The organism is Pseudoalteromonas sp. L23, from assembly GCF_021728455.1.
GTDB lineage: Bacteria > Pseudomonadota > Gammaproteobacteria > Enterobacterales > Alteromonadaceae > Pseudoalteromonas.
Genome location: NZ_JAKKCW010000004.1, coordinates 284,540 through 302,294 on the forward strand (window position 1 = coordinate 284,540; position 17,755 = coordinate 302,294).

Here is a 17,755-nt window from a genome sequence, read left to right on the forward strand (position 1 = left end):
TTTTATGACTTTAGGTCGCGACTCTTTTATGACTTTAGGTCGCGACTCTTTTATGACTTTAGGTCGCGACTCTTTTATGACTTTAGGTCGCGACTCTTTTATGACTTTAGGTCGCGACTCTTTTATGACTTTAGGTCGCGACTCTTTTATGGCTTTAGGTCACGACTCTCTTTTATGGTTTTATGCCACAACTCTTTTCTTTACGCGCTTGTCGCGGGATAAACAGGCTGCTTTGAGGAGAAGGTAACTATCAAACTTCCGAAAAAGACTAAAAACCGTTAAACTTAAGATCTTTAGTATACTCAATACGTTGACTACAGTATGAAATCTCATTTAGGCCGAAGAGCGTTTTCCTCTATGGAACTTCATACTTTGTTCAATGGCTATATATACTCGGATGAAAAGTTGAAGCGTGAGCAACCCAAGCATTGGCATTTTTGGTTACCTTTGCTGAGCTATTATACGGGGGCTTACAGTGATGAAATTGGTTCTCTTACACTTGATGATATTCATTATGAAGATCATGTTCATGTGTTTCATTTTAATACTCACGGTAAAATTCAACCACGTATTGTGCCCATCCATTCTGCTTTATGGCAAAGCGGGTTAGAACAGTATTTAGCACTAGTCAAACAACAAGCTCATCATCGCATACTATTTGATTTACCAGCTAAGACTGGGCGCTATAGTGAGAAAGTCAGAATTTGGTTTTCTGGCGAAGGGGAAAGGCAAGGGTACTTGCAGAAGTGTGGTCTACCTAATGTTGACCAGCAAGGCATGAAAACTGCGATCAGCAGCCTGCGTTTGAATTTTGAGCAGCAAGTTAGAATTTCAGCTATACAGCTCGGTACAAAAAGCAGCTTCCAATATTTGCTGGGTCTCAAGCAAGATGGCCATGAAGTGAAACGTCCTCCTCTTTGCTTACTGAAGCAGGTCATTTCACCAATCCGAGTTATCAATCCGAATATTACATGGCAACGCTTTTTAGAGCGACAGTAAAGTGTAGTATTCAGCTACTACCACTGTGTAGATCGTTTGCTTTATTATTTGCAAGGTAAGTTAAGCAGGTAATACGCAACATTGACGCCAAATTTTTAATCTCACCATGGCGTTCAATTACTTCTTGATAAAGAGTTGAAATAAACTCAGCTAAAGTAAGCTGTTCATTCTTAGCTATGTTTTCTAGCAGGTGCCAAATTTCGTTCTCTAAAGCAAGGCTAGTAACAGCACCTTGAATTCGGATAGAGCGCTTATCTACTTCGTAGCAGTGAGGGGGGGTTGATGCGTAGAGCTCACACATATAAATTCCATAGGTAAAGTAATGGCAAAAATGATCCATTCAATGATCAGAGTGAAAGATGCTGATCGTTCAACTAAATTTTATCATGATGTATTTGCATTGACAGTGAAGCGACGACTAGATTTTAGTGGCTTTTCTCTTATCTATCTTGGCAATGAAGAAACGTCCTTTGAATTAGAGCTGACTTGGAATCATGAGGCTGTAGATTATACCATCGGTAATGGCTATGGGCATCTTGCATTTGCTGTAGATAATTTGGAAGTAATTTACGATAAAGCCCAAAAAAGTAACTACAATCCTCAAGCAGTCAAGGACTTTTATAATCACGATGTATTGGTAGCAAGGTTCTTTTTTATCAAAGATCCTGATGGGTATGATATTGAAGTGATTGAAAAAAGTGAGGTATATCGGTAGAAACGGGGTACTCCGCGTCAAAGGTTGTAAATCTCAACATAAAATCGTTAAATAAGTCGCGACCTAAAGTCATAAAAGAGTCGCGACCTAAAGTCATAAAAGAGTCGCGACTTAAAGTCGCTGCTACGAATGTGCAAACCGGTAGCAGCGGGTTTATCCCGCGACCAAGGTTGGTGTAAGTCGTGATATTAAATCTTACAAGCGTCGCGACCTAAAGTCGCTGCGACGAATGTGCAAACCGGTAGCAGCGGGTTTATCCCGCGACCAGGGTTGGTGTGAGTCGTGATATTAAATCTTAAAAGCGTCGCGACCTAAAGCCATAAAAGCGTCGCGACCTAAAGTCGCTGCTACGAATGTACAAAAACCGGTAGCAGCGGGTTTATCCCGCGACCGGGGTTGATTCCAATATACTTTTCAAGTTTGCTCTCTTTCAAATCTGCTCTATTCTTTATGTACGTAGAGTTATAAGGATATAACATGTACAAAAGTCAAAACTTGAGGAATAAGCGGGTCTCACTCGTAAATCAGTTCTATGCAATTACCGTAACGTGCAAAGATAGAAAGTCGTACTTTAACTCCTTTTCGATTTGTGCTGAGGCCGCTAAGACAATCATGGCTTGCGAAAAGGAACGCCTTTTTAAAGTTATTGCTTTCGTTTTAATGCCTGATCATCTGCACTTAATCATACAGCTAAATGGCTCCCTTAGCTTGTCAGATGCAATTCGCGCCATAAAGGGTCGAATTACGACTCGTTTACGCTCATTTGGTGTCTTTAGCTTATGGCAAAAAGGTTATTATGAACACTTGATTCGAAGCGAAGATGATTTAAAAGAGCAAGCAAGGTATATAATTCAGAACCCAATAAGGGCTAACCTTGTTACGCGGGTATGTGAATATCCATATTGGTTTTGTATATGGGTGTGATTTATTAAGGTGATTGAAAGTCATTACAAGCGTCACGACTTAAAGTCATAAAAGAGTCGCGACCTAAAGTCGCTGCTACGAATGTGCAAACCAGTAGCAGCGGGTTTATCCCGCGACCAAGGTTGGTGTGAGTCGTGATATTAAATCTTACAAGCGTCGCGACCTGAAGTCATAAAAGAATCGCGACTTAAAGTCGCTGCTACGAATGTGCAAACCGGTAGCAGCGGGTTTATCCCGCGACCAAGGTTGGTGTGAGTCGTGATATTAAATCTTAAAAGCGTCGCGACCTAAAGTCATAAAAGAGTCGCGACCTAAAGTCGCTGCGACGAATGTGCAAACCGGTAGCAGCGGGTTTATCCCGCGACAAACTAAGAAGCTAGGCTTAATTGATGAAAGCGTTTTAAGAATTGTGAAAATTCTTCACCTAACTGCTCGTCACGAATAGCATATTCAACGATAGCTTTAAGATAACCCAGCTTATCTCCGCAGTCATGTGAGCGTCCACTCATATGAAAAGCTTCAACGGTTTCTTTTTCCATCAACATATCGATTGCATCTGTTAACTGGATCTCGCCACCGGCACCGACAGGTGTTTTCCTTAATAGGGGCCAAATATTTTTAGAAAGCACATAGCGGCCAACCACTGCTAGGTTAGAAGGAGCCTCTTCAATGCTTGGCTTTTCGATCATATGCTTTATCGCGCTACTCTCGCCAGCGCTAAGTTGAATGCCATTAACATCAGCGATACCGTACTTACATACGTCCTGCTGTGGAACCGGTTCTAGCATAATTTGGCTAGTTTTGGTTTGGTTAAAACGAGAAAGCATTGCAGCAAGGTTTTCTTTACTTTGATCCGCAGAATATTCGTCTAAAACTACGTCAGGTAATACAACAACAAAGTCATTGTCACCAACAATGGGCTGCGCACATAACACAGCATGTCCAAGGCCCTTAGCTTCACCCTGACGAACATGCATAATAGTGACGTCGTCAGGACAAATTGAGCGCACTTCATCCAATAGCTTGCGTTTTACGCGCTTTTCCAATGTAGCTTCCAGCTCAAAGCTAGTATCAAAATGGTTTTCAATTGCATTTTTTGATGAGTGAGTCACTAATACGATTTCTTTGATACCTGCTGCAACGCACTCTTTGACTATGTACTGAATCAGAGGTTTATCTACCAAAGGCAGCATTTCTTTTGGAATTGCTTTGGTCATTGGTAGCATCCTAGTTCCCAAACCTGCCACAGGAATCACTGCTTTCATATCATCTCCGGTTTAATTCTTGCTGCCTTTTTTCGACATAGCCCGCAATTTTAACCATTATAAGCTAAGTTGCAAACAAATTTATGTTGCAATATGTACGGTTGGTAATTGAAGTTTGGTTTTTAACTCTAGCGAATGATGTTCCATCGCGATGTAATAACGAATGATTATTAGTTCTTTCTGTTGCAAGTATATAATACCAATTAATCTTAATACTTGTTCAATTTGACGGAGCAAAACTGATGCTATCTGCGTTAAAAATTTCTTATTTAGAACAACTGAATAGCAAACTTTTCTCTTGTTTATATGGTTGTAGGTACTTTGGCGATAGCAGGACGCGGTAGCGGTATTATCGACAATATTTTCTCGCCTCAAAATAGATCACTTAATTAAGAGAATTGGTATAAATCCATATTTATCCGCTTATTTAAAGGACTTATGTGGTTAGTACTTCGAGTTGAAGTGGTTATAACGGTTGGGGAGTCAGGTGTTGTATGACGTGTTATTGGGTTTCTAGGTATTAAAATAAGCCTATGTGGCAATATCTTATGGCCCAAAAAAGCCCCTTCCGGGGCTTAGATTATTTTTTGGGGATAGAGTGATTAAAAGTTCACTGTGATTTCATTTGAACAGATTTCACTAGATTGACACACTTTATACGTGTAGCTGGTAGCTTCTAAATCACGAGAGAAGTCTCTGAATTTACCAGTATTTGAGACAGATTCAATCGCTTGTCCATCACGGTAAATCGTTACTTCATCTGCACTGCTGCCTTGCCATGAAAGTTCTACGCGGATAAAGCCTAAGCGAGACTTATTTGCGCGAACTAGCGATAGCTCAATTTCATCAGTACTAACAATAACAGATTGGGTTGTTGTGTGGCTGTTGCCTTCACTATCAGTAACAGTCAGAGAAACGCTGTACTCACCAGATGCTGCAAACTCATGGATCGGGCTTGCGTCAGTACTGATGCTGCCATCACCAAAGTCCCATGCCCAACTAACGATGTCATCGTTCGGGTCGCGGCTCTCATCAGTGAATGTCACGGCTAAGCCTGAAGCTGCAAAACTGAAGCCCGCAACTGGAGGTTGAGGAGATGTTTCACCAAGGCCTGTTAGGTTCAGAGTCCAACTGTTCAATGTTCCAGTATCGATACCTGCATTATCTGAGACAGACAATGTCCAATCACCTGTTGCAACTTCACCATTAAATGCAGCTGAGTTAAAGGTTTGGTTAATGTCGTCTGCGGCACCACCTTGACGGTTATGCAGTGTTGCTACTGTTCCAGCTGGAGAGGTAAGTGTAACAATTAAGTCGCCAATGTAGGTGTGTGTAATATCCACTAGGGTATTACTATCAAACACAGTAACCGTATCAGCTACAGTGATCACAGAAGTAATACCAGAAGCATCGTTATCAGGGATGTCTACCGCGGTAGTATTTTCATAGCTGAAATCGCTTAACCCTTGAGGTAATACATATAGTCCTACCTGCTCTTGATCTGCAAGTTCACCTGATGTTGCATTGAGTGTAAAGCTATATTCGCCCCATTGAGTCGAAGCCGTAGTTGGTACTGAAAGTGTTACAGTATCGCCAGGCATTGCGGTAGTCGCAGACAATGTCGCACCAGCAATTGGTGAGGTAACAGACAAGTCTATAGTACCCTGCCAGTCAGCGACCGAAGCAAAAGTAAATTCGTATGTTGCAGTATCGCCCGCCGTGATTTCCTGATTAGCAGGACGAGCTGACACTCTAAAGCCAGGCTCTGGGTCTGCATCGATTACTGCTTGATTCACATTTAAGCGCTTACCAGATACTGTTTTATCTGTAAGGTCAGCATTAACATCACCACTTTGCATCAGTAGGTTTTTAAGCTCGATAGCACTTAGTGTAGGATTGATAGAAAGTACCAGAGCAGCAGCACCTGCAACGTGAGGTGTCGCCATTGAAGTACCTGAGTAACTTGAATAACCACCACCTGGAACGGTAGATAAAATTGCGCTACCTGGTGCGCCCATGTCAACAGACGTTAAACCCCATTGAGAAAATGAAGACATCGCATCGGTATGTGTTGTACTTGCAATAGAGAATACACTGTCGTGTTCATAGCTTGAAGGATAGTGAGGGTTTACGTCGTTATCTACCGCACTGTTACCAGCTGCGGCAACAAATAAGATATCCGCATTTTCACTGGCTGTGATTGCATCAGAAAGTGCTTGGCTGAAGCCGCCGCCACCCCAACTATTATTAGTAACACGAACGTTATGACCCGCGTTTTTAAGCGCAACCATATAGTCAATACACTCAATCGCATCTGAGGTTGAGCCTGAGCCTGATGCATCGAGGAATTTACAGCCTACGATAGACACCTCATGGTTTACACCAGCAACGCCCGTTGCATCGTTGCCTGAAGCACCGATAGTACCCGAAACGTGCGTACCGTGGCCTTGGTCATCCATCGGATCGCCACTACCAGTAATCGCGTTGATACCGTGAACGTCATCAATATAACCGTTACCGTCGTTATCAATACCATCCCCAGCTATTTCACCCGGGTTGTACCATGCATTTGCGGCTAGATCTGGGTGAGTATAATCAACACCGGTATCGATCACACCGACGATAACATCACGTGAGCCAACCGTAATATCCCACGCTTCAGGAGCGTCAATGTCGGCATCTGCTGTACCACCAGTTTGACCTGTGTTGTGCATACCCCACAATTCGTCAAAACGACTGTCATCGGGAATGCCAAGTGCTTTTACTTGATAGTCAGGCTCAACATATGCAACCGCTGGATGATTAGCCAGTTTTTCAATCGCTTGTTTTGCTGTAATGCTATCTAGCTTAAAGTTTGCTAAACGACCTTTCAAAACATGACGGTATTTATCATCGACACCGTCAGCATTTAAATCTGCCATTTTTGCTTTTACTAGGTTTCTTGCATTTGCACGAAGTGCTGCAGAGGTATTTTCTTTAAATACAACTAGGATGCTGTCGTCTGCAGTCGCGGTTGTTGTTTCAATTTGAACTGCCGCTTGAGCCGTGAAAGCAAGTGCTGGTAGCAAAGCCAAAGACAATGCAGAAAGTTTAGATCTCATATTAATAACCTTTTTAATTTCAAGCGTATCCATCGATACACGATTTTTGAGTTGGTAATTTTTCTGGTAGTGGCTGTGGTCTTTTTGGCAACGTCTTAAAACCTAGACGCAGATATTCAGCAGTGCAATGTAAAAAAAGCGTTAATTAATAAAATCAGGATTTTTTACTGGGTAGGAGGTTTCGGAATGAATTATTTGGTTCTTTTTTATGGGGTGTATGGAAATGGGTGCGTTTGAACTTTAACCATACTTTTTTTGTATCTCCATTTTTTGTTCGTAATTTTGTGTAAGTTTAGCTTTGTATTGTAATGAAAAATAAAGGATATTTTTTTCATAAAATCTTCTTATTTATCTTCGGTTGTTCCCATCTTAGAGTTAAAGATGACTAGACGTAATAAAATATATTATTTCATCATATTGATTTGCTGACTTTGATATAGATTACGTTTTTCATTAAAAATGTAACACTCTGGTAACTGGCACAGGTGGGAGCGACTCAAGAGTAATGAGTCATAACAGGACGTTAGTTAAGTGAAAGGTTGCAGTTGGCTGAGTTCGGCAACAGCTCAAAGCCTGCACTAAGCACTTAATTGAAAAATAATATAATAAATCTCTAAGGAGAACAGTGTGAAGTTTTCAAAATCAATCGTGAGTTGCGCTATCGCACTTGCGCTAACACATTCTATTACAGCACATGCTGAGGCAAAATCAGATAATAAACCACTTTCAACTTCTGCACTTTCACAAGTAGAACGTGTAAGTGGAACAAGTAATGAGCTTAAGCTTTCACAAACTTCAGGTAGTCAAGGTGGCAACGAGTTAGCTTCTGTGCAACTGGGAACATCTAATCTGACAGATGTGACTACGGTTGGCGACAACAACATTACAGAAGCCGATCAAAATGGTACTGGTAACGTCGCTATTATAACAACAACCGGTAACAACAATAACCAAGTATATAGCCAAGATGGTGAATCTAACGGCGCATTAACGGAAGTTACTGGCGACGATAACGCGATTGACATTCAGCAGTCAGGTAGCGGGATCCTTGGGATTAACAACGAAGCCATCAATATCATTAATGGCGATCAAAATACTATTACGGTATCTCAAGGTTCTGGCGGTCAATGGTTCTACAACCTAAATATGCAAGGTAGCCAAAACGAGGTATCAGCGACACAGTCAGGTATGTGGAACGAAGCCACACTTGAGTCTGTACAAGGTGATATGAACCAAATTACTTTGGACCAAGATGGTGTGTATAACCAATATAAAGTGGTTAGTCTACAGGGTAATGAAAACGAAATTGAATCGAGCCAAAGCGGCAATTTCAATGTTATCGCCGTAGAGACAGTGATTGGGGATGACAACCAAGTTGAGATTGAGCAGTCGGAAGGTGATAGCAATACGGTTAACGTATTTGAAATTACTGGAGACAATAACGAGCTTAGTATCGATCAGGAAGGCTCAACTAACACCTTTGCGTCAGATTTATTAGTTGGTAGTGATAATGAAGTGACGGCTGAACAGCGTGGTGATGAGAACAAAGTTCAAGCTGACGTTGTTGGTGATAATAACGAATTTACCGCGATGCAAATTGGCAATGGCAACGAGATGTACCTTGGCGTTGCTGGTGAAAACAATGAATTTTCAGCGACTCAAGTGGGTGATGCGAATATCGCACATGTTGCGAATTTCAACGGTAGTGATAACGATGTTGATGTTACCCAAACGGGTGATGAAAACGAGGTGGTGGTGCAATCATCTTACCCAGACGTTAGCCTTGCAAGCAATGACAACGCCGTTGATATCTCACAAAGTGGCACTGGCAATGGTGTTGTTGTGACGATGAGCAGTGTGTTCGATAGCAGTTCAAACCAAGTAGATATTGCGCAATCAGGTGAATTTAACGCGATAGATTTAATGCTTGAAGGCAGCCGTAATATGTTAGACATCACACAAAATGGTAGCAACAACTTTGTGATGGGTATGGGCTCAGAAGCATTCATTATCAACGGTGATGATAATGCATTTACAGTAAGCCAAATTGGTGATGGCAACTTAGTTCAAGGTGGAATTACAGGTAGTGGTCAAAACATTACCGTAACTCAGGTTGGTGACAATAACGTTGCGACTATCACTCAGCAATAACTAAGTAATAGCTAAGCAATTTAGACAGGGGGCAACACCGGCCCCCGTATTTTGTACTATTCAGCTAACCAAAATATCAATGTGAATCTCGTCAGTAAAGACATTCTATGCCGTGAGTAAACAAATAATGATAAGAATAATAACATTCTTGAGCGCCATGCTCGTTTCTACGTTTTCACTGAGTGCACAAGAAGATGTAGAAATTGATGGTTTAGTGATGGATCAGAGTATTAGCCGATTTGGTCATCAGTTTTACTTTCAATTTTCACAGCTTTGGAGAGATGTTCCTAACACCTCGGGAATTAATATCACGGTTAAAGAAACGGTTTTACCAAGAGCAGGCACTCGGTTAGAAGTTTTAATGAATAATCGCGCAGTCTACGCAACAGCGATGGGAAGGAGAGGTGGCTCTGTTGATGAGCGAGTTGAGACTGCCATCTTTACTATTATGGATGCGATGGCGAGAGAACAATATCAACAGAATGGCTCAGAAGATTTAGCAGCAAGTGGGTGGTAACATGGCAACAATAAAAACAACAATCGTGTGTGCTGGTTTAATGCTACTTAGCGGTGCTCATGTGGCAGCAACGGAGCTGGTATATAAACCAATTAACCCCGCATTTGGTGGTAACCCGTTAAACGCCAATATGTTATTGAGTAAAGCGCAATCTCAAAATAAACACAGAGCGCCAATTATAGAAAAGACCTATGATGAAAAGTTTCAAGAATCACTCGAGCGTACGTATCTCAACCGCTTGGTAAGAGAAATTACGGATGTGGCGTTTGGTGATGACATCAAAGACAGTATTTTTGATCAAGACGCGACGTTTATGAGTGGCGACTATCAAATCCAAGTGATCACCAGTACACCCGACACCATTACGGTTAGAATAACAAATACAGCATCGGGTGAAGAAACCATTCTTGAAGTACCCAGGTTTGCCGCTTCGGCTGGTGGAGGATACTAAATGCTCCGTGTAACTTTATTGGTATTGTTGTTACTACTTGGTGGTTGTTCTAGCATGTCACGTGTGTTGCCACCGGCGCAAAGTGTGGCTATTGAGCTGACCGATACCGAGACCTTTGCAGAACTAAAAAATTTACCCACACCTAAAGGGCGAATTCCTGTCTCGGTTTATTCATTTCGCGACCAAACTGGGCAATATAAACCACAAGATAATGTGAGTTCATTTTCAACAGCGGTGACTCAAGGCGCTAACTCGATTTTAATGCAGGCACTACACGAAACGGATTGGTTTATTCCGGTAGAACGTGAAGGGCTGCAAAACCTGCTGACTGAGCGCAAAATTATTCGTGCAGCAAGTGATGATAATGATACAAGCGCTTTGCCACCATTAATGACCGCAAAGATTATTTTAGAAGGTGGGATCATCAGCTATGACTCTAATATCCGCACAGGCGGTTTGGGGATGGAATATTTTGGCATAGGTGCATCTGAGCTTTATCGTGAGGATGTTATCTCTATTTATATGCGCGCAGTTGATGTTCGTACCGGGCAAGTGTTGCTTTCTGTCGCGAGTAGTAAAAAGGTGCTATCCATGGAGGTTCGGGCAGGGTTTTTCCGCTATGTGAGTTATAAACGATTGGCTGAAGCCGAAGCGGGTTTTAGCGATAACGAACCGATGCACATTTGTGTAACTCAAGCGATAGAAAAAGCGCTGACTTTGATGGTACAACAGGGTATCGAAAAAGGCGTGTGGTCGGCAGCTACCGCATCGCAGGTCGCGCTTTAGCGCGACAAACCTTTACCACAACGCTCCCTTTTGCGTGGCACGCACCACTAACCGTAGGTCGTGCTTTAGCGCGACACATCTTTAAGCACGACACAACCTTGAGCACGTTCTCACACTACCCACTTTAAAATAAAGAATAATACTGGTGCATGAGATTCAACAATAAAGTCAGCCACCAATAAGCTGAGTATGTTAATCTAAATGGCAATGAAATAATAAAGAACGCTAACATCATGCACGTACATATTTTAGGGATTTGCGGTACCTTTATGGGCGGGATCGCAGCCATCGCTCAATCATTGGGGCACAAAGTCACAGGTTCAGATCTCAATGTTTACCCGCCGATGAGTACACAACTTGAATCACTCGGAATTGAACTAACTCAAGGGTACGACCCTAAGCAACTCATTGATGTTGAGCCTGATGTGGTGATCATCGGCAATGCCATGAGCCGTGGTAATCCGTGCGTTGAATATGTTTTAGAAAAGGGTATGCGTTATACCTCAGGCCCTGAATGGTTAAAAAACCATGTATTACGCCAGTCATGGGTGTTGGCTGTGGCCGGTACGCATGGCAAAACGACCACAGCAAGCATGTTAGCTTGGTTACTCGAATACGCAGGATTACGCCCGGGCTTTTTGATCGGTGGCATTGTGCAAAACTTTGGTGTGTCGGCGCGCACTTCAGATACGCCATTCTTTGTTATCGAAGCCGACGAATACGATACGGCGTTTTTCGATAAACGCAGCAAGTTTGTCCATTACTTACCTCGCACGTTAATACTCAACAATCTTGAATATGATCACGCTGATATTTTTCCAGATTTAAATGCCATTCAAACCCAGTTTCATCATTTAATTCGCACGCTACCCAGCCAGGGTAAGGCCGTATATCCAGCGGATGATACTGCGCTACAAAACGTCATTGAACGCGGTTTTTGGAGTGAGCAGGAATCCCTTGGTAAAGAATGGTCGTATAACCTGCTCAAGGCTGACGGCTCTCGCTTTACAGTGTTATTTGAAGGCGAAGAAAAAGGCGAAGTAAATTGGCAAGCGATTGGTGTACATAATGTCAAAAATGCCATGATGGCGATTGCGGCGGCAAGACATGTGGGCATTCCAATCGAGGTGAGTATCGAAGCGCTGGGGCAATTTATTTCTCCTAAGCGCCGTATGGAAATTAAAGGGGAGGTCAATGGCGTTACTGTCTATGATGACTTCGCGCATCATCCCACGGCAATAGCAACGACCCTCGCAGGTCTTAGAGCAAAAGTTGGAGATGCACCTATCATTGCTATTTTAGAGCCTCGCTCAAATACGATGAAGCTTGGCATTCATCAAGAAACCTTATTGCAATCCCTTGATGTGGCAGATGAAGTGTATCTATTCGAACCAGATGGCCTATCTTGGTCTCTTAAAGCACAAGCTGAAGCCGCGGGTCGTCAGTGTTTTGCAAGCGTAGATGAGATTGTCGCACAGGTTGTGACAAATCAAGCACCAAACCAGCATGTGTTGATTATGAGTAATGGTGGTTTTGGTGGCATCCACGACAAACTTTTAACTGCATTGAAAAAGTAATCATTATGTCAGAACAAACATTTAATGGGCCAATTACGCTGGCCTTTAGTGGTGCGTCGGGCGCCCCTTACGGACTAAGATTACTCGAGGTATTGGTGTCGTTAAACTATCAAGTTTACGTGCTAATCTCGAGCGCAGCCAGAGTGGTGCTGGATACTGAGTCGAATTTAAAACTCTCAGGAAATGAACAAAAAGCAACAGAGCAACTACAGACGCTTTTCTGTGCTAAAGATAAGCAAATTCAGGTATTTGGTAAAGATAACTGGTTTAGCCCTGTGGCATCTGGCTCGGCTGCACCAAAGCAGATGGTGGTGTGTCCGTGTAGCGCAGGAAGCGTGTCAGCCATTGCACTTGGGGCATCTGACAATTTGCTTGAGCGCGCAGCAGATGTGGTGATCAAAGAACGTGGCCAATTAATATTAGTGCCGCGTGAGACGCCCTTTAGTCCAATTCATCTTGAAAACATGCTCAAGCTTAGCCGCTTGGGGGTGACTATCATGCCTGCAGCACCTGGTTTTTATCATCAGCCACAAAGTATCGACGATTTGGTCGACTTTATGGTGGCCCGCATTTTAGATCATCTACACATCGAGCATACCTTAGCTAAGCGCTGGGGTTATGGAGAATAATAAAATATGACAATAGCACTGAACATCAAAGGGTTAAAAAAAGTTTATAGTAACGGCGTCGAAGCCGTTAAAGGCATTGATCTCGAAGTTCAAGAAGGGGACTTCTTTGCGCTACTTGGTCCAAACGGGGCTGGTAAATCTACCACAATAGGGGTTATTGCCTCACTGGTGAATAAAAGCCAAGGCAGCGTAGAGGTTTTTGGTCATAGTATTGATACTCATTTGGAAGACGCTAAGTCGAACTTAGGTTTAGTACCACAGGAGTTCAACTTTAGCCAATTCGAGACGCTAAACCAAATTCTTGTGACTCAGGCGGGCTATTATGGTGTGCCAAGAGACGTTGCCCATCAGCGAGCCGAGAAGTATCTCAAGCAGCTGGGATTATTTGATAAAAAAGATAAGCAAGCTCGCACGTTATCCGGCGGTATGAAACGTCGCTTGATGATTGCAAGAGCATTGATGCATGAGCCTAAGCTCCTTATTTTAGATGAACCTACGGCTGGTGTGGATATAGAGCTACGCCGTTCTATGTGGGATTTTTTGCGTGAAATTAATAAGCAAGGCGTAACGATTATACTCACAACGCATTACTTAGAAGAAGCAGAGCTGTTGTGCCGTAATATTGCGATTATTGATAAAGGCACGATTGTTGAGCACACGACCATCAAGACATTACTCTCAAAGTTGGATAAAGAAACGTTTGTACTTGATCTTAAGCCGCCCATGCTGCCTGTGGCACTCGATGGTTACCAATTTACCACCGTAGATGACCATACTATTGAGGTAGAAGTAGCTAAGTCGCAAGGGCTCAATGGGGTGTTCACACAGCTCACAGAGCAAGGTAATCAAGTATTAAGTATGCGTAACAAAGCTAACCGTTTAGAAGAGTTGTTTGTTGGCTTACTGGAGCAGGGGAGAGGGGCATAATCGTGTTGAAATATGGCGTCGCGTTAAAAAGTATTTGGATAAAAGAGTGTATTCGGTTTTTACGTATTTGGGTGCAAACCTTAGTACCGCCAGCGATCACCATGACACTTTATTTTGTGATATTTGGCAGTTTAATCGGCTCGCGCATTGGTGATATGGGTGGCTTTAGTTACATGGAGTTTATTGTACCTGGCTTAATCATGATGTCGGTGATCACCAACTCCTATTCTAATGTTGCCTCGAGTTTTTATTCCACCAAGTTTCAAAAGAGCATTGAAGAACTACTCGTTGCACCTGTGCCTAACTATATTATTGTACTTGGCTATATGGGCGGTGGTATGGCGCGAGGCATGCTCGTTGGGCTTATTGTTACTATCGTCAGTCTGTTTTTTGTGGATATTCAAATTCACAATCTAGCGGTTATCGTTATTACGGTTATTTTAACGTCAGCTGTGTTTGCATTAGGTGGTTTGATCAATGCGGTGTTTGCCAACAGCTTTGACGATATTAGCATTATTCCGACTTTTGTGCTTACACCCCTGACTTACCTAGGCGGCGTATTTTACTCAATCACATTGCTGCCGGAGTTTTGGCAAGGTGTGTCACAGGTAAATCCAATCATCTATATGGTAAATGCCTTCCGTTTTGGCTTTTTAGGTGTTTCGGACGTTGATATTGGCGTTGCCTTTACGGTATTAGGTGTATTTATATGTGGTCTATTTTGGTTGTCACTGCACTTAATTAAACGCGGTGTTGGGCTAAGACACTAACCGCAGGATAAAGAATGAGCGCTGCTATCAATTGCAGCGCTCTTGCGTTATTTCAGGTAAAATCCTTACCATTCCCCCTTAATAATGACTGGTTATGACAGAAGCAAACTCTCGTAGTATCACCACTAATCAACAAGGGCTACACGAAAAGCTCGATGAAATCGTTACTAAGCATCTAACCGCTGAGTTTAAAAAACCCATTGCGGCACATACACAAAGCGCTTTCGATGAGGTTAATGCGCGAGTACAGGCCTATAACGGACCGATTATTTTGGACTCATGTTGTGGTGTTGGTGAAAGTACGGCAAATTTGGCGAAGCGACACCCTGATGCGTTGGTAATTGGCATCGACAAGTCTGCGCATCGACTAGATAAACATGATGTTGAATATAAACAAACGGAACAAGGCCAATATATTTTGGTGCAAGCCGATCTCAATGACTTTTGGCGATTAGCGCTGGAAGCCGATTGGCAGCCGAGTCACCATTATTTGCTGTATCCTAATCCGTGGCCGAAAGCTAAACATATTCAAAGACGCTGGCATGGTAGCGCGGTGTTTCCTTTTATCGTCAAGTTAGGCGGCAAGTTGGAGCTGCGCAGTAATTGGGATATCTATGTAAAAGAGTTTGCCAGAGCTTTGGCGCTTAGTGGCGTTGATGTTGAAGTGGAAGCCTATGAAAGTGATGAAGCTATTACACCCTTTGAGCGTAAGTATTGGGCAAGTGGTCAATCTAGTACCCGCCTCGTCGTAACGCTTTGAGCTAACCCATGACAAGTCCGACTTAAGATCGATAAAAGCGGCTTAAAGATGGCCGCTTGCTTTGCCTATCCAGCTACCTTCTAATCTTGCAACGCCTGCAGCTTCCAATTGTTTTGCCTGTTTGCTGGTGGCAACACAGGGTACAATCAAGTCGATCCGCTTGGCATTGCAATGGCTTGCAAGATATTCAATGGAGCTCAGCAGCATCTCATCTTCATCCAAGTTTTCACAAATACTGGCTTCTAAACAAATGGCATCAAGTGGGAGTTTTAAGATCCGATTGATGGTAAGAAAACCACTATTCACACCCGTTACTGCAACATTTGCACCTTTTGCTTTTAACGACTGCATCATTAAGCTCATATCGCTGAAGTTTTTTAGCACATCCGTTTCATTAAACTCAAATGTGATGAGTTGTGGCTGCGGGTAACGGCGTAGGATCTGGCTGATATATTCAAAATATTCTGCATCCGCGATTTCACTGTGGCTCAATTGCATGCTCCAAGCATGGTTCGATTTACGAAAACGGGTGATGCATAACTCAAGTAGCTTCATGCTAATTTGTGCGCGGAGTTTTGGTTGCTTCATCACTGGATAAAAATGTTCGGCATCGATGATAGCGCCGCGCTCGTTAAGGACGCGTGCCGTGCAGTGGTACTGAATGTCAGCATGGTCGTGACAAGCTTTACGCGGCGTAAAAAAAGGAATGATGCGGTCTGATTCACACGCGCTTTGCAGTAAACGGGTGAGGTGGAGATTTTTTGATTGTTGCTGGGGGTTTATTTGCAGCTGAGAATCAAAATAACACACTTGGGTATTTTGCTGTTGGGCCTGACGTAGCGCGAGAAAGGCATTTTCAAGTAACAACGCGCAATTGCCTTTAGCAACACCCGCACACAAATTAACGTATAAATGCGGCGCGTCGTATATGGGTTTTGCACAAGGGAATGACTCGGTTAAGTTCGCCAAATAATGCTCACCATTTTCGATGCTGGTAACTAGCGCAATTTTAGAGGTGGTAAGGCGGTAAACCTCAAACGGATGGGTAAACTCGCTAAAGTAGCTCATGACTTTTGCCATAACGTTATCGCCGACTTCCGTGCCATAGAAGCTAATGATATCCTCAAGCTCCTTCACCCATACTACGCTTAAGCATAGGTGTTGCGATTTAGAATATTTAAGTGCTTGCTCAAGGGCGATACGGTTGCCAAATCCGGTGCGGCTATCTGTTGTTAAGGTCTTCTTGTAGTACATAAAGTACAAGCTCACGACAACCAAAAACATCACAAAGAAGAAGCTAGCGTCAATGGCTGCATCCATTACACTTTCTTGTAACTGACTTTCTAAATCGTGAATGGTTAAGTCTGCACCTGCTATATAAGTAGTGCCATCGGGTAGCACAAAAGGAATAAACACACTTTTAAAGTGGCCCCATTTGTCTTTGGCTATTTCAAACACAGGTTCGGTAGAGTGAAAGGCGCTTTTTAGGGTAATCGAAGCCTCGGAATAAACATCTTGATAACGTGTTAGTCGGTTGAGTTTAAGATCTTCTCGGGTGTAACTGGACGCGGTAAAGTGCACGTAAGGTGGTTTAAGCACCATGGTATAGACGTATTCAACATTTAAAGCACGGGCAAGCTCGGTGAGGGCATGGCTTTTTTGTTTAAACTCGGCTGGGGTTATTTGCTCTGGTGACTCGTGATACTTTTTGCCTACAATGACGTTGGCGCTGGTGGCTGCATTGATTAGCTGGGCGTCGATCCTCGCCATGATATCGCGACGCGTATCATAATAGTTGGCGATAACATAAATCGATAGGGCAGCTAAAAAGATAAAAGAGGCTAAAACGAGCCAAGCAACGGGGAGTCGGGAAGTATAACCTGTGAGCCCTAAAAGCGGCGTTGCTTTTGTCGTAGGCTGCTTAGATTTAGCTTTGAGGGGTTGAGCTATACTCCGAGTATTCATGATAATCCTTTATCCACAATATCGCGATTTAACGACGATCAAAATGCCTAACTAGCGTAAGCGTGGCAGCTGCTTTGTTACATAATATAAACAATACAACATAAATTGATGACTTGAGAAGAAATAAAGCAAAAAATTTCCTCACCAATGATCAATAAAATGCATTGTTGCGAGCAAGTCGGTAATATACCGTTTTGTTGGGTTTATGTCCCCATTTT

Annotated in this window: 17 protein-coding genes; 13 read left to right on the plus strand and 4 right to left on the minus strand. The window is 42.9% G+C overall.

Annotated features, from left to right (window positions below; translation table 11 throughout):
* Both L3V43_RS09935 and L3V43_RS09940 read left to right on the plus strand, forming a co-directional pair.
* Positions 1-247: hypothetical protein (locus L3V43_RS09935; RefSeq protein WP_237123931.1), on the plus strand; the 247-nt coding region annotated here is incomplete at its 5' end.
* 74 nt (positions 248-321) lie between these two features.
* A complete protein-coding gene (locus L3V43_RS09940; RefSeq protein WP_174170382.1) occupies positions 322-999 on the plus strand; it encodes a hypothetical protein in 678 nt (225 codons plus the stop codon).
* 10 nt (positions 1,000-1,009) lie between these two features.
* Here the strand turns inward: L3V43_RS09940 and L3V43_RS09945 are convergent, their stop codons facing one another.
* Positions 1,010-1,300, minus strand: coding sequence for a ribbon-helix-helix domain-containing protein (locus tag L3V43_RS09945; protein ID WP_102056111.1), 291 nt, complete (start codon positions 1,298-1,300; stop codon positions 1,010-1,012).
* Positions 1,301-1,321: 21 nt separating this feature from the next.
* Between L3V43_RS09945 and L3V43_RS09950 the strand changes: the two genes are divergently transcribed.
* Both L3V43_RS09950 and L3V43_RS09955 read left to right on the plus strand, forming a co-directional pair.
* A complete protein-coding gene (locus L3V43_RS09950; RefSeq protein WP_010605742.1) occupies positions 1,322-1,714 on the plus strand; it encodes a VOC family protein in 393 nt (130 codons plus the stop codon).
* Between the two features lie 477 nt (positions 1,715-2,191).
* On the plus strand, positions 2,192-2,638 hold the full coding sequence (locus L3V43_RS09955; RefSeq protein WP_237116488.1) for a transposase: 447 nt from the start codon (positions 2,192-2,194) through the stop codon (positions 2,636-2,638).
* Between the two features lie 368 nt (positions 2,639-3,006).
* Here L3V43_RS09955 and galU read toward each other — a convergent pair whose 3' ends face one another.
* Positions 3,007-3,903 (minus strand): UTP--glucose-1-phosphate uridylyltransferase GalU, encoded by an 897-nt coding sequence (galU, locus tag L3V43_RS09960; RefSeq protein ID WP_102056114.1) that lies wholly within the window; start codon positions 3,901-3,903, stop codon positions 3,007-3,009.
* A gap of 602 nt (positions 3,904-4,505) precedes the next feature.
* A complete protein-coding gene (locus L3V43_RS09965) occupies positions 4,506-7,004 on the minus strand; it encodes a S8 family serine peptidase (RefSeq protein ID WP_302480154.1) in 2,499 nt (832 codons plus the stop codon).
* 627 nt (positions 7,005-7,631) lie between these two features.
* Here L3V43_RS09965 and L3V43_RS09970 point away from each other — a divergent pair.
* From L3V43_RS09970 to L3V43_RS10010, 9 genes are all read left to right on the plus strand, one after another.
* Complete coding sequence (locus tag L3V43_RS09970) at positions 7,632-9,155, plus strand: curlin (protein WP_102056117.1); 1,524 nt, start codon at positions 7,632-7,634, stop codon at positions 9,153-9,155.
* A 127-nt stretch (positions 9,156-9,282) separates the two neighbouring features.
* Entirely contained in the window at positions 9,283-9,672 is a 390-nt protein-coding gene (locus L3V43_RS09975) for a CsgE family curli-type amyloid fiber assembly protein (protein ID WP_029215819.1), read from the plus strand.
* Position 9,673: 1 nt separating this feature from the next.
* Positions 9,674-10,123, plus strand: coding sequence for a curli assembly protein CsgF (locus L3V43_RS09980; RefSeq protein ID WP_010605736.1), 450 nt, complete (start codon positions 9,674-9,676; stop codon positions 10,121-10,123).
* A complete protein-coding gene (locus tag L3V43_RS09985) occupies positions 10,124-10,909 on the plus strand; it encodes a CsgG/HfaB family protein (protein WP_010605735.1) in 786 nt (261 codons plus the stop codon).
* A 233-nt stretch (positions 10,910-11,142) separates the two neighbouring features.
* Positions 11,143-12,486, plus strand: a complete 1,344-nt coding sequence (mpl, locus tag L3V43_RS09990; RefSeq protein ID WP_237116489.1) for a UDP-N-acetylmuramate:L-alanyl-gamma-D-glutamyl-meso-diaminopimelate ligase — start codon at positions 11,143-11,145, stop codon at positions 12,484-12,486.
* A 5-nt stretch (positions 12,487-12,491) separates the two neighbouring features.
* Positions 12,492-13,115 carry a flavin prenyltransferase UbiX gene (locus L3V43_RS09995; protein ID WP_010605733.1) on the plus strand — a complete coding sequence of 208 codons (624 nt, stop codon included), beginning with the start codon at positions 12,492-12,494 and terminating at the stop codon, positions 13,113-13,115.
* A gap of 6 nt (positions 13,116-13,121) precedes the next feature.
* The gene (locus tag L3V43_RS10000; RefSeq protein ID WP_102056119.1) at positions 13,122-14,042 is read left to right on the plus strand and encodes an ABC transporter ATP-binding protein; all 921 of its coding nucleotides are present in this window, start codon (positions 13,122-13,124) and stop codon (positions 14,040-14,042) included.
* Positions 14,043-14,044: 2 nt separating this feature from the next.
* Positions 14,045-14,812 (plus strand): ABC transporter permease, encoded by a 768-nt coding sequence (locus L3V43_RS10005; RefSeq protein WP_010605731.1) that lies wholly within the window; start codon positions 14,045-14,047, stop codon positions 14,810-14,812.
* Positions 14,813-14,906: 94 nt separating this feature from the next.
* Positions 14,907-15,572 carry a methyltransferase domain-containing protein gene (locus tag L3V43_RS10010; RefSeq protein WP_206471446.1) on the plus strand — a complete coding sequence of 222 codons (666 nt, stop codon included), beginning with the start codon at positions 14,907-14,909 and terminating at the stop codon, positions 15,570-15,572.
* A gap of 42 nt (positions 15,573-15,614) precedes the next feature.
* On the opposite strand, the gene L3V43_RS10015 is transcribed toward L3V43_RS10010, so the two are convergent.
* Positions 15,615-17,537, minus strand: a complete 1,923-nt coding sequence (locus L3V43_RS10015; RefSeq protein WP_010605729.1) for an EAL domain-containing protein — start codon at positions 17,535-17,537, stop codon at positions 15,615-15,617.
* Positions 17,538-17,755 lie beyond the last annotated feature (218 nt).

Coding starts and splice junctions, on each gene's coding strand:
- L3V43_RS09940 (WP_174170382.1), top strand. CDS start 322: ATGAAATCTCATTTAGGCCGAAGAGCGTTTTCCTCTATGGAACTTCAT.
- L3V43_RS09945 (WP_102056111.1), bottom strand. CDS start 1,300: ATGTGTGAGCTCTACGCATCAACCCCCCCTCACTGCTACGAAGTAGAT.
- L3V43_RS09950 (WP_010605742.1), top strand. CDS start 1,322: ATGGCAAAAATGATCCATTCAATGATCAGAGTGAAAGATGCTGATCGT.
- L3V43_RS09955 (WP_237116488.1), top strand. CDS start 2,192: ATGTACAAAAGTCAAAACTTGAGGAATAAGCGGGTCTCACTCGTAAAT.
- galU (WP_102056114.1), bottom strand. CDS start 3,903: ATGAAAGCAGTGATTCCTGTGGCAGGTTTGGGAACTAGGATGCTACCA.
- L3V43_RS09965 (WP_302480154.1), bottom strand. CDS start 7,004: ATGAGATCTAAACTTTCTGCATTGTCTTTGGCTTTGCTACCAGCACTT.
- L3V43_RS09975 (WP_029215819.1), top strand. CDS start 9,283: ATGATAAGAATAATAACATTCTTGAGCGCCATGCTCGTTTCTACGTTT.
- L3V43_RS09980 (WP_010605736.1), top strand. CDS start 9,674: ATGGCAACAATAAAAACAACAATCGTGTGTGCTGGTTTAATGCTACTT.
- L3V43_RS09985 (WP_010605735.1), top strand. CDS start 10,124: ATGCTCCGTGTAACTTTATTGGTATTGTTGTTACTACTTGGTGGTTGT.
- mpl (WP_237116489.1), top strand. CDS start 11,143: ATGCACGTACATATTTTAGGGATTTGCGGTACCTTTATGGGCGGGATC.
- L3V43_RS09995 (WP_010605733.1), top strand. CDS start 12,492: ATGTCAGAACAAACATTTAATGGGCCAATTACGCTGGCCTTTAGTGGT.
- L3V43_RS10000 (WP_102056119.1), top strand. CDS start 13,122: ATGACAATAGCACTGAACATCAAAGGGTTAAAAAAAGTTTATAGTAAC.
- L3V43_RS10010 (WP_206471446.1), top strand. CDS start 14,907: ATGACAGAAGCAAACTCTCGTAGTATCACCACTAATCAACAAGGGCTA.
- L3V43_RS10015 (WP_010605729.1), bottom strand. CDS start 17,537: ATGAATACTCGGAGTATAGCTCAACCCCTCAAAGCTAAATCTAAGCAG.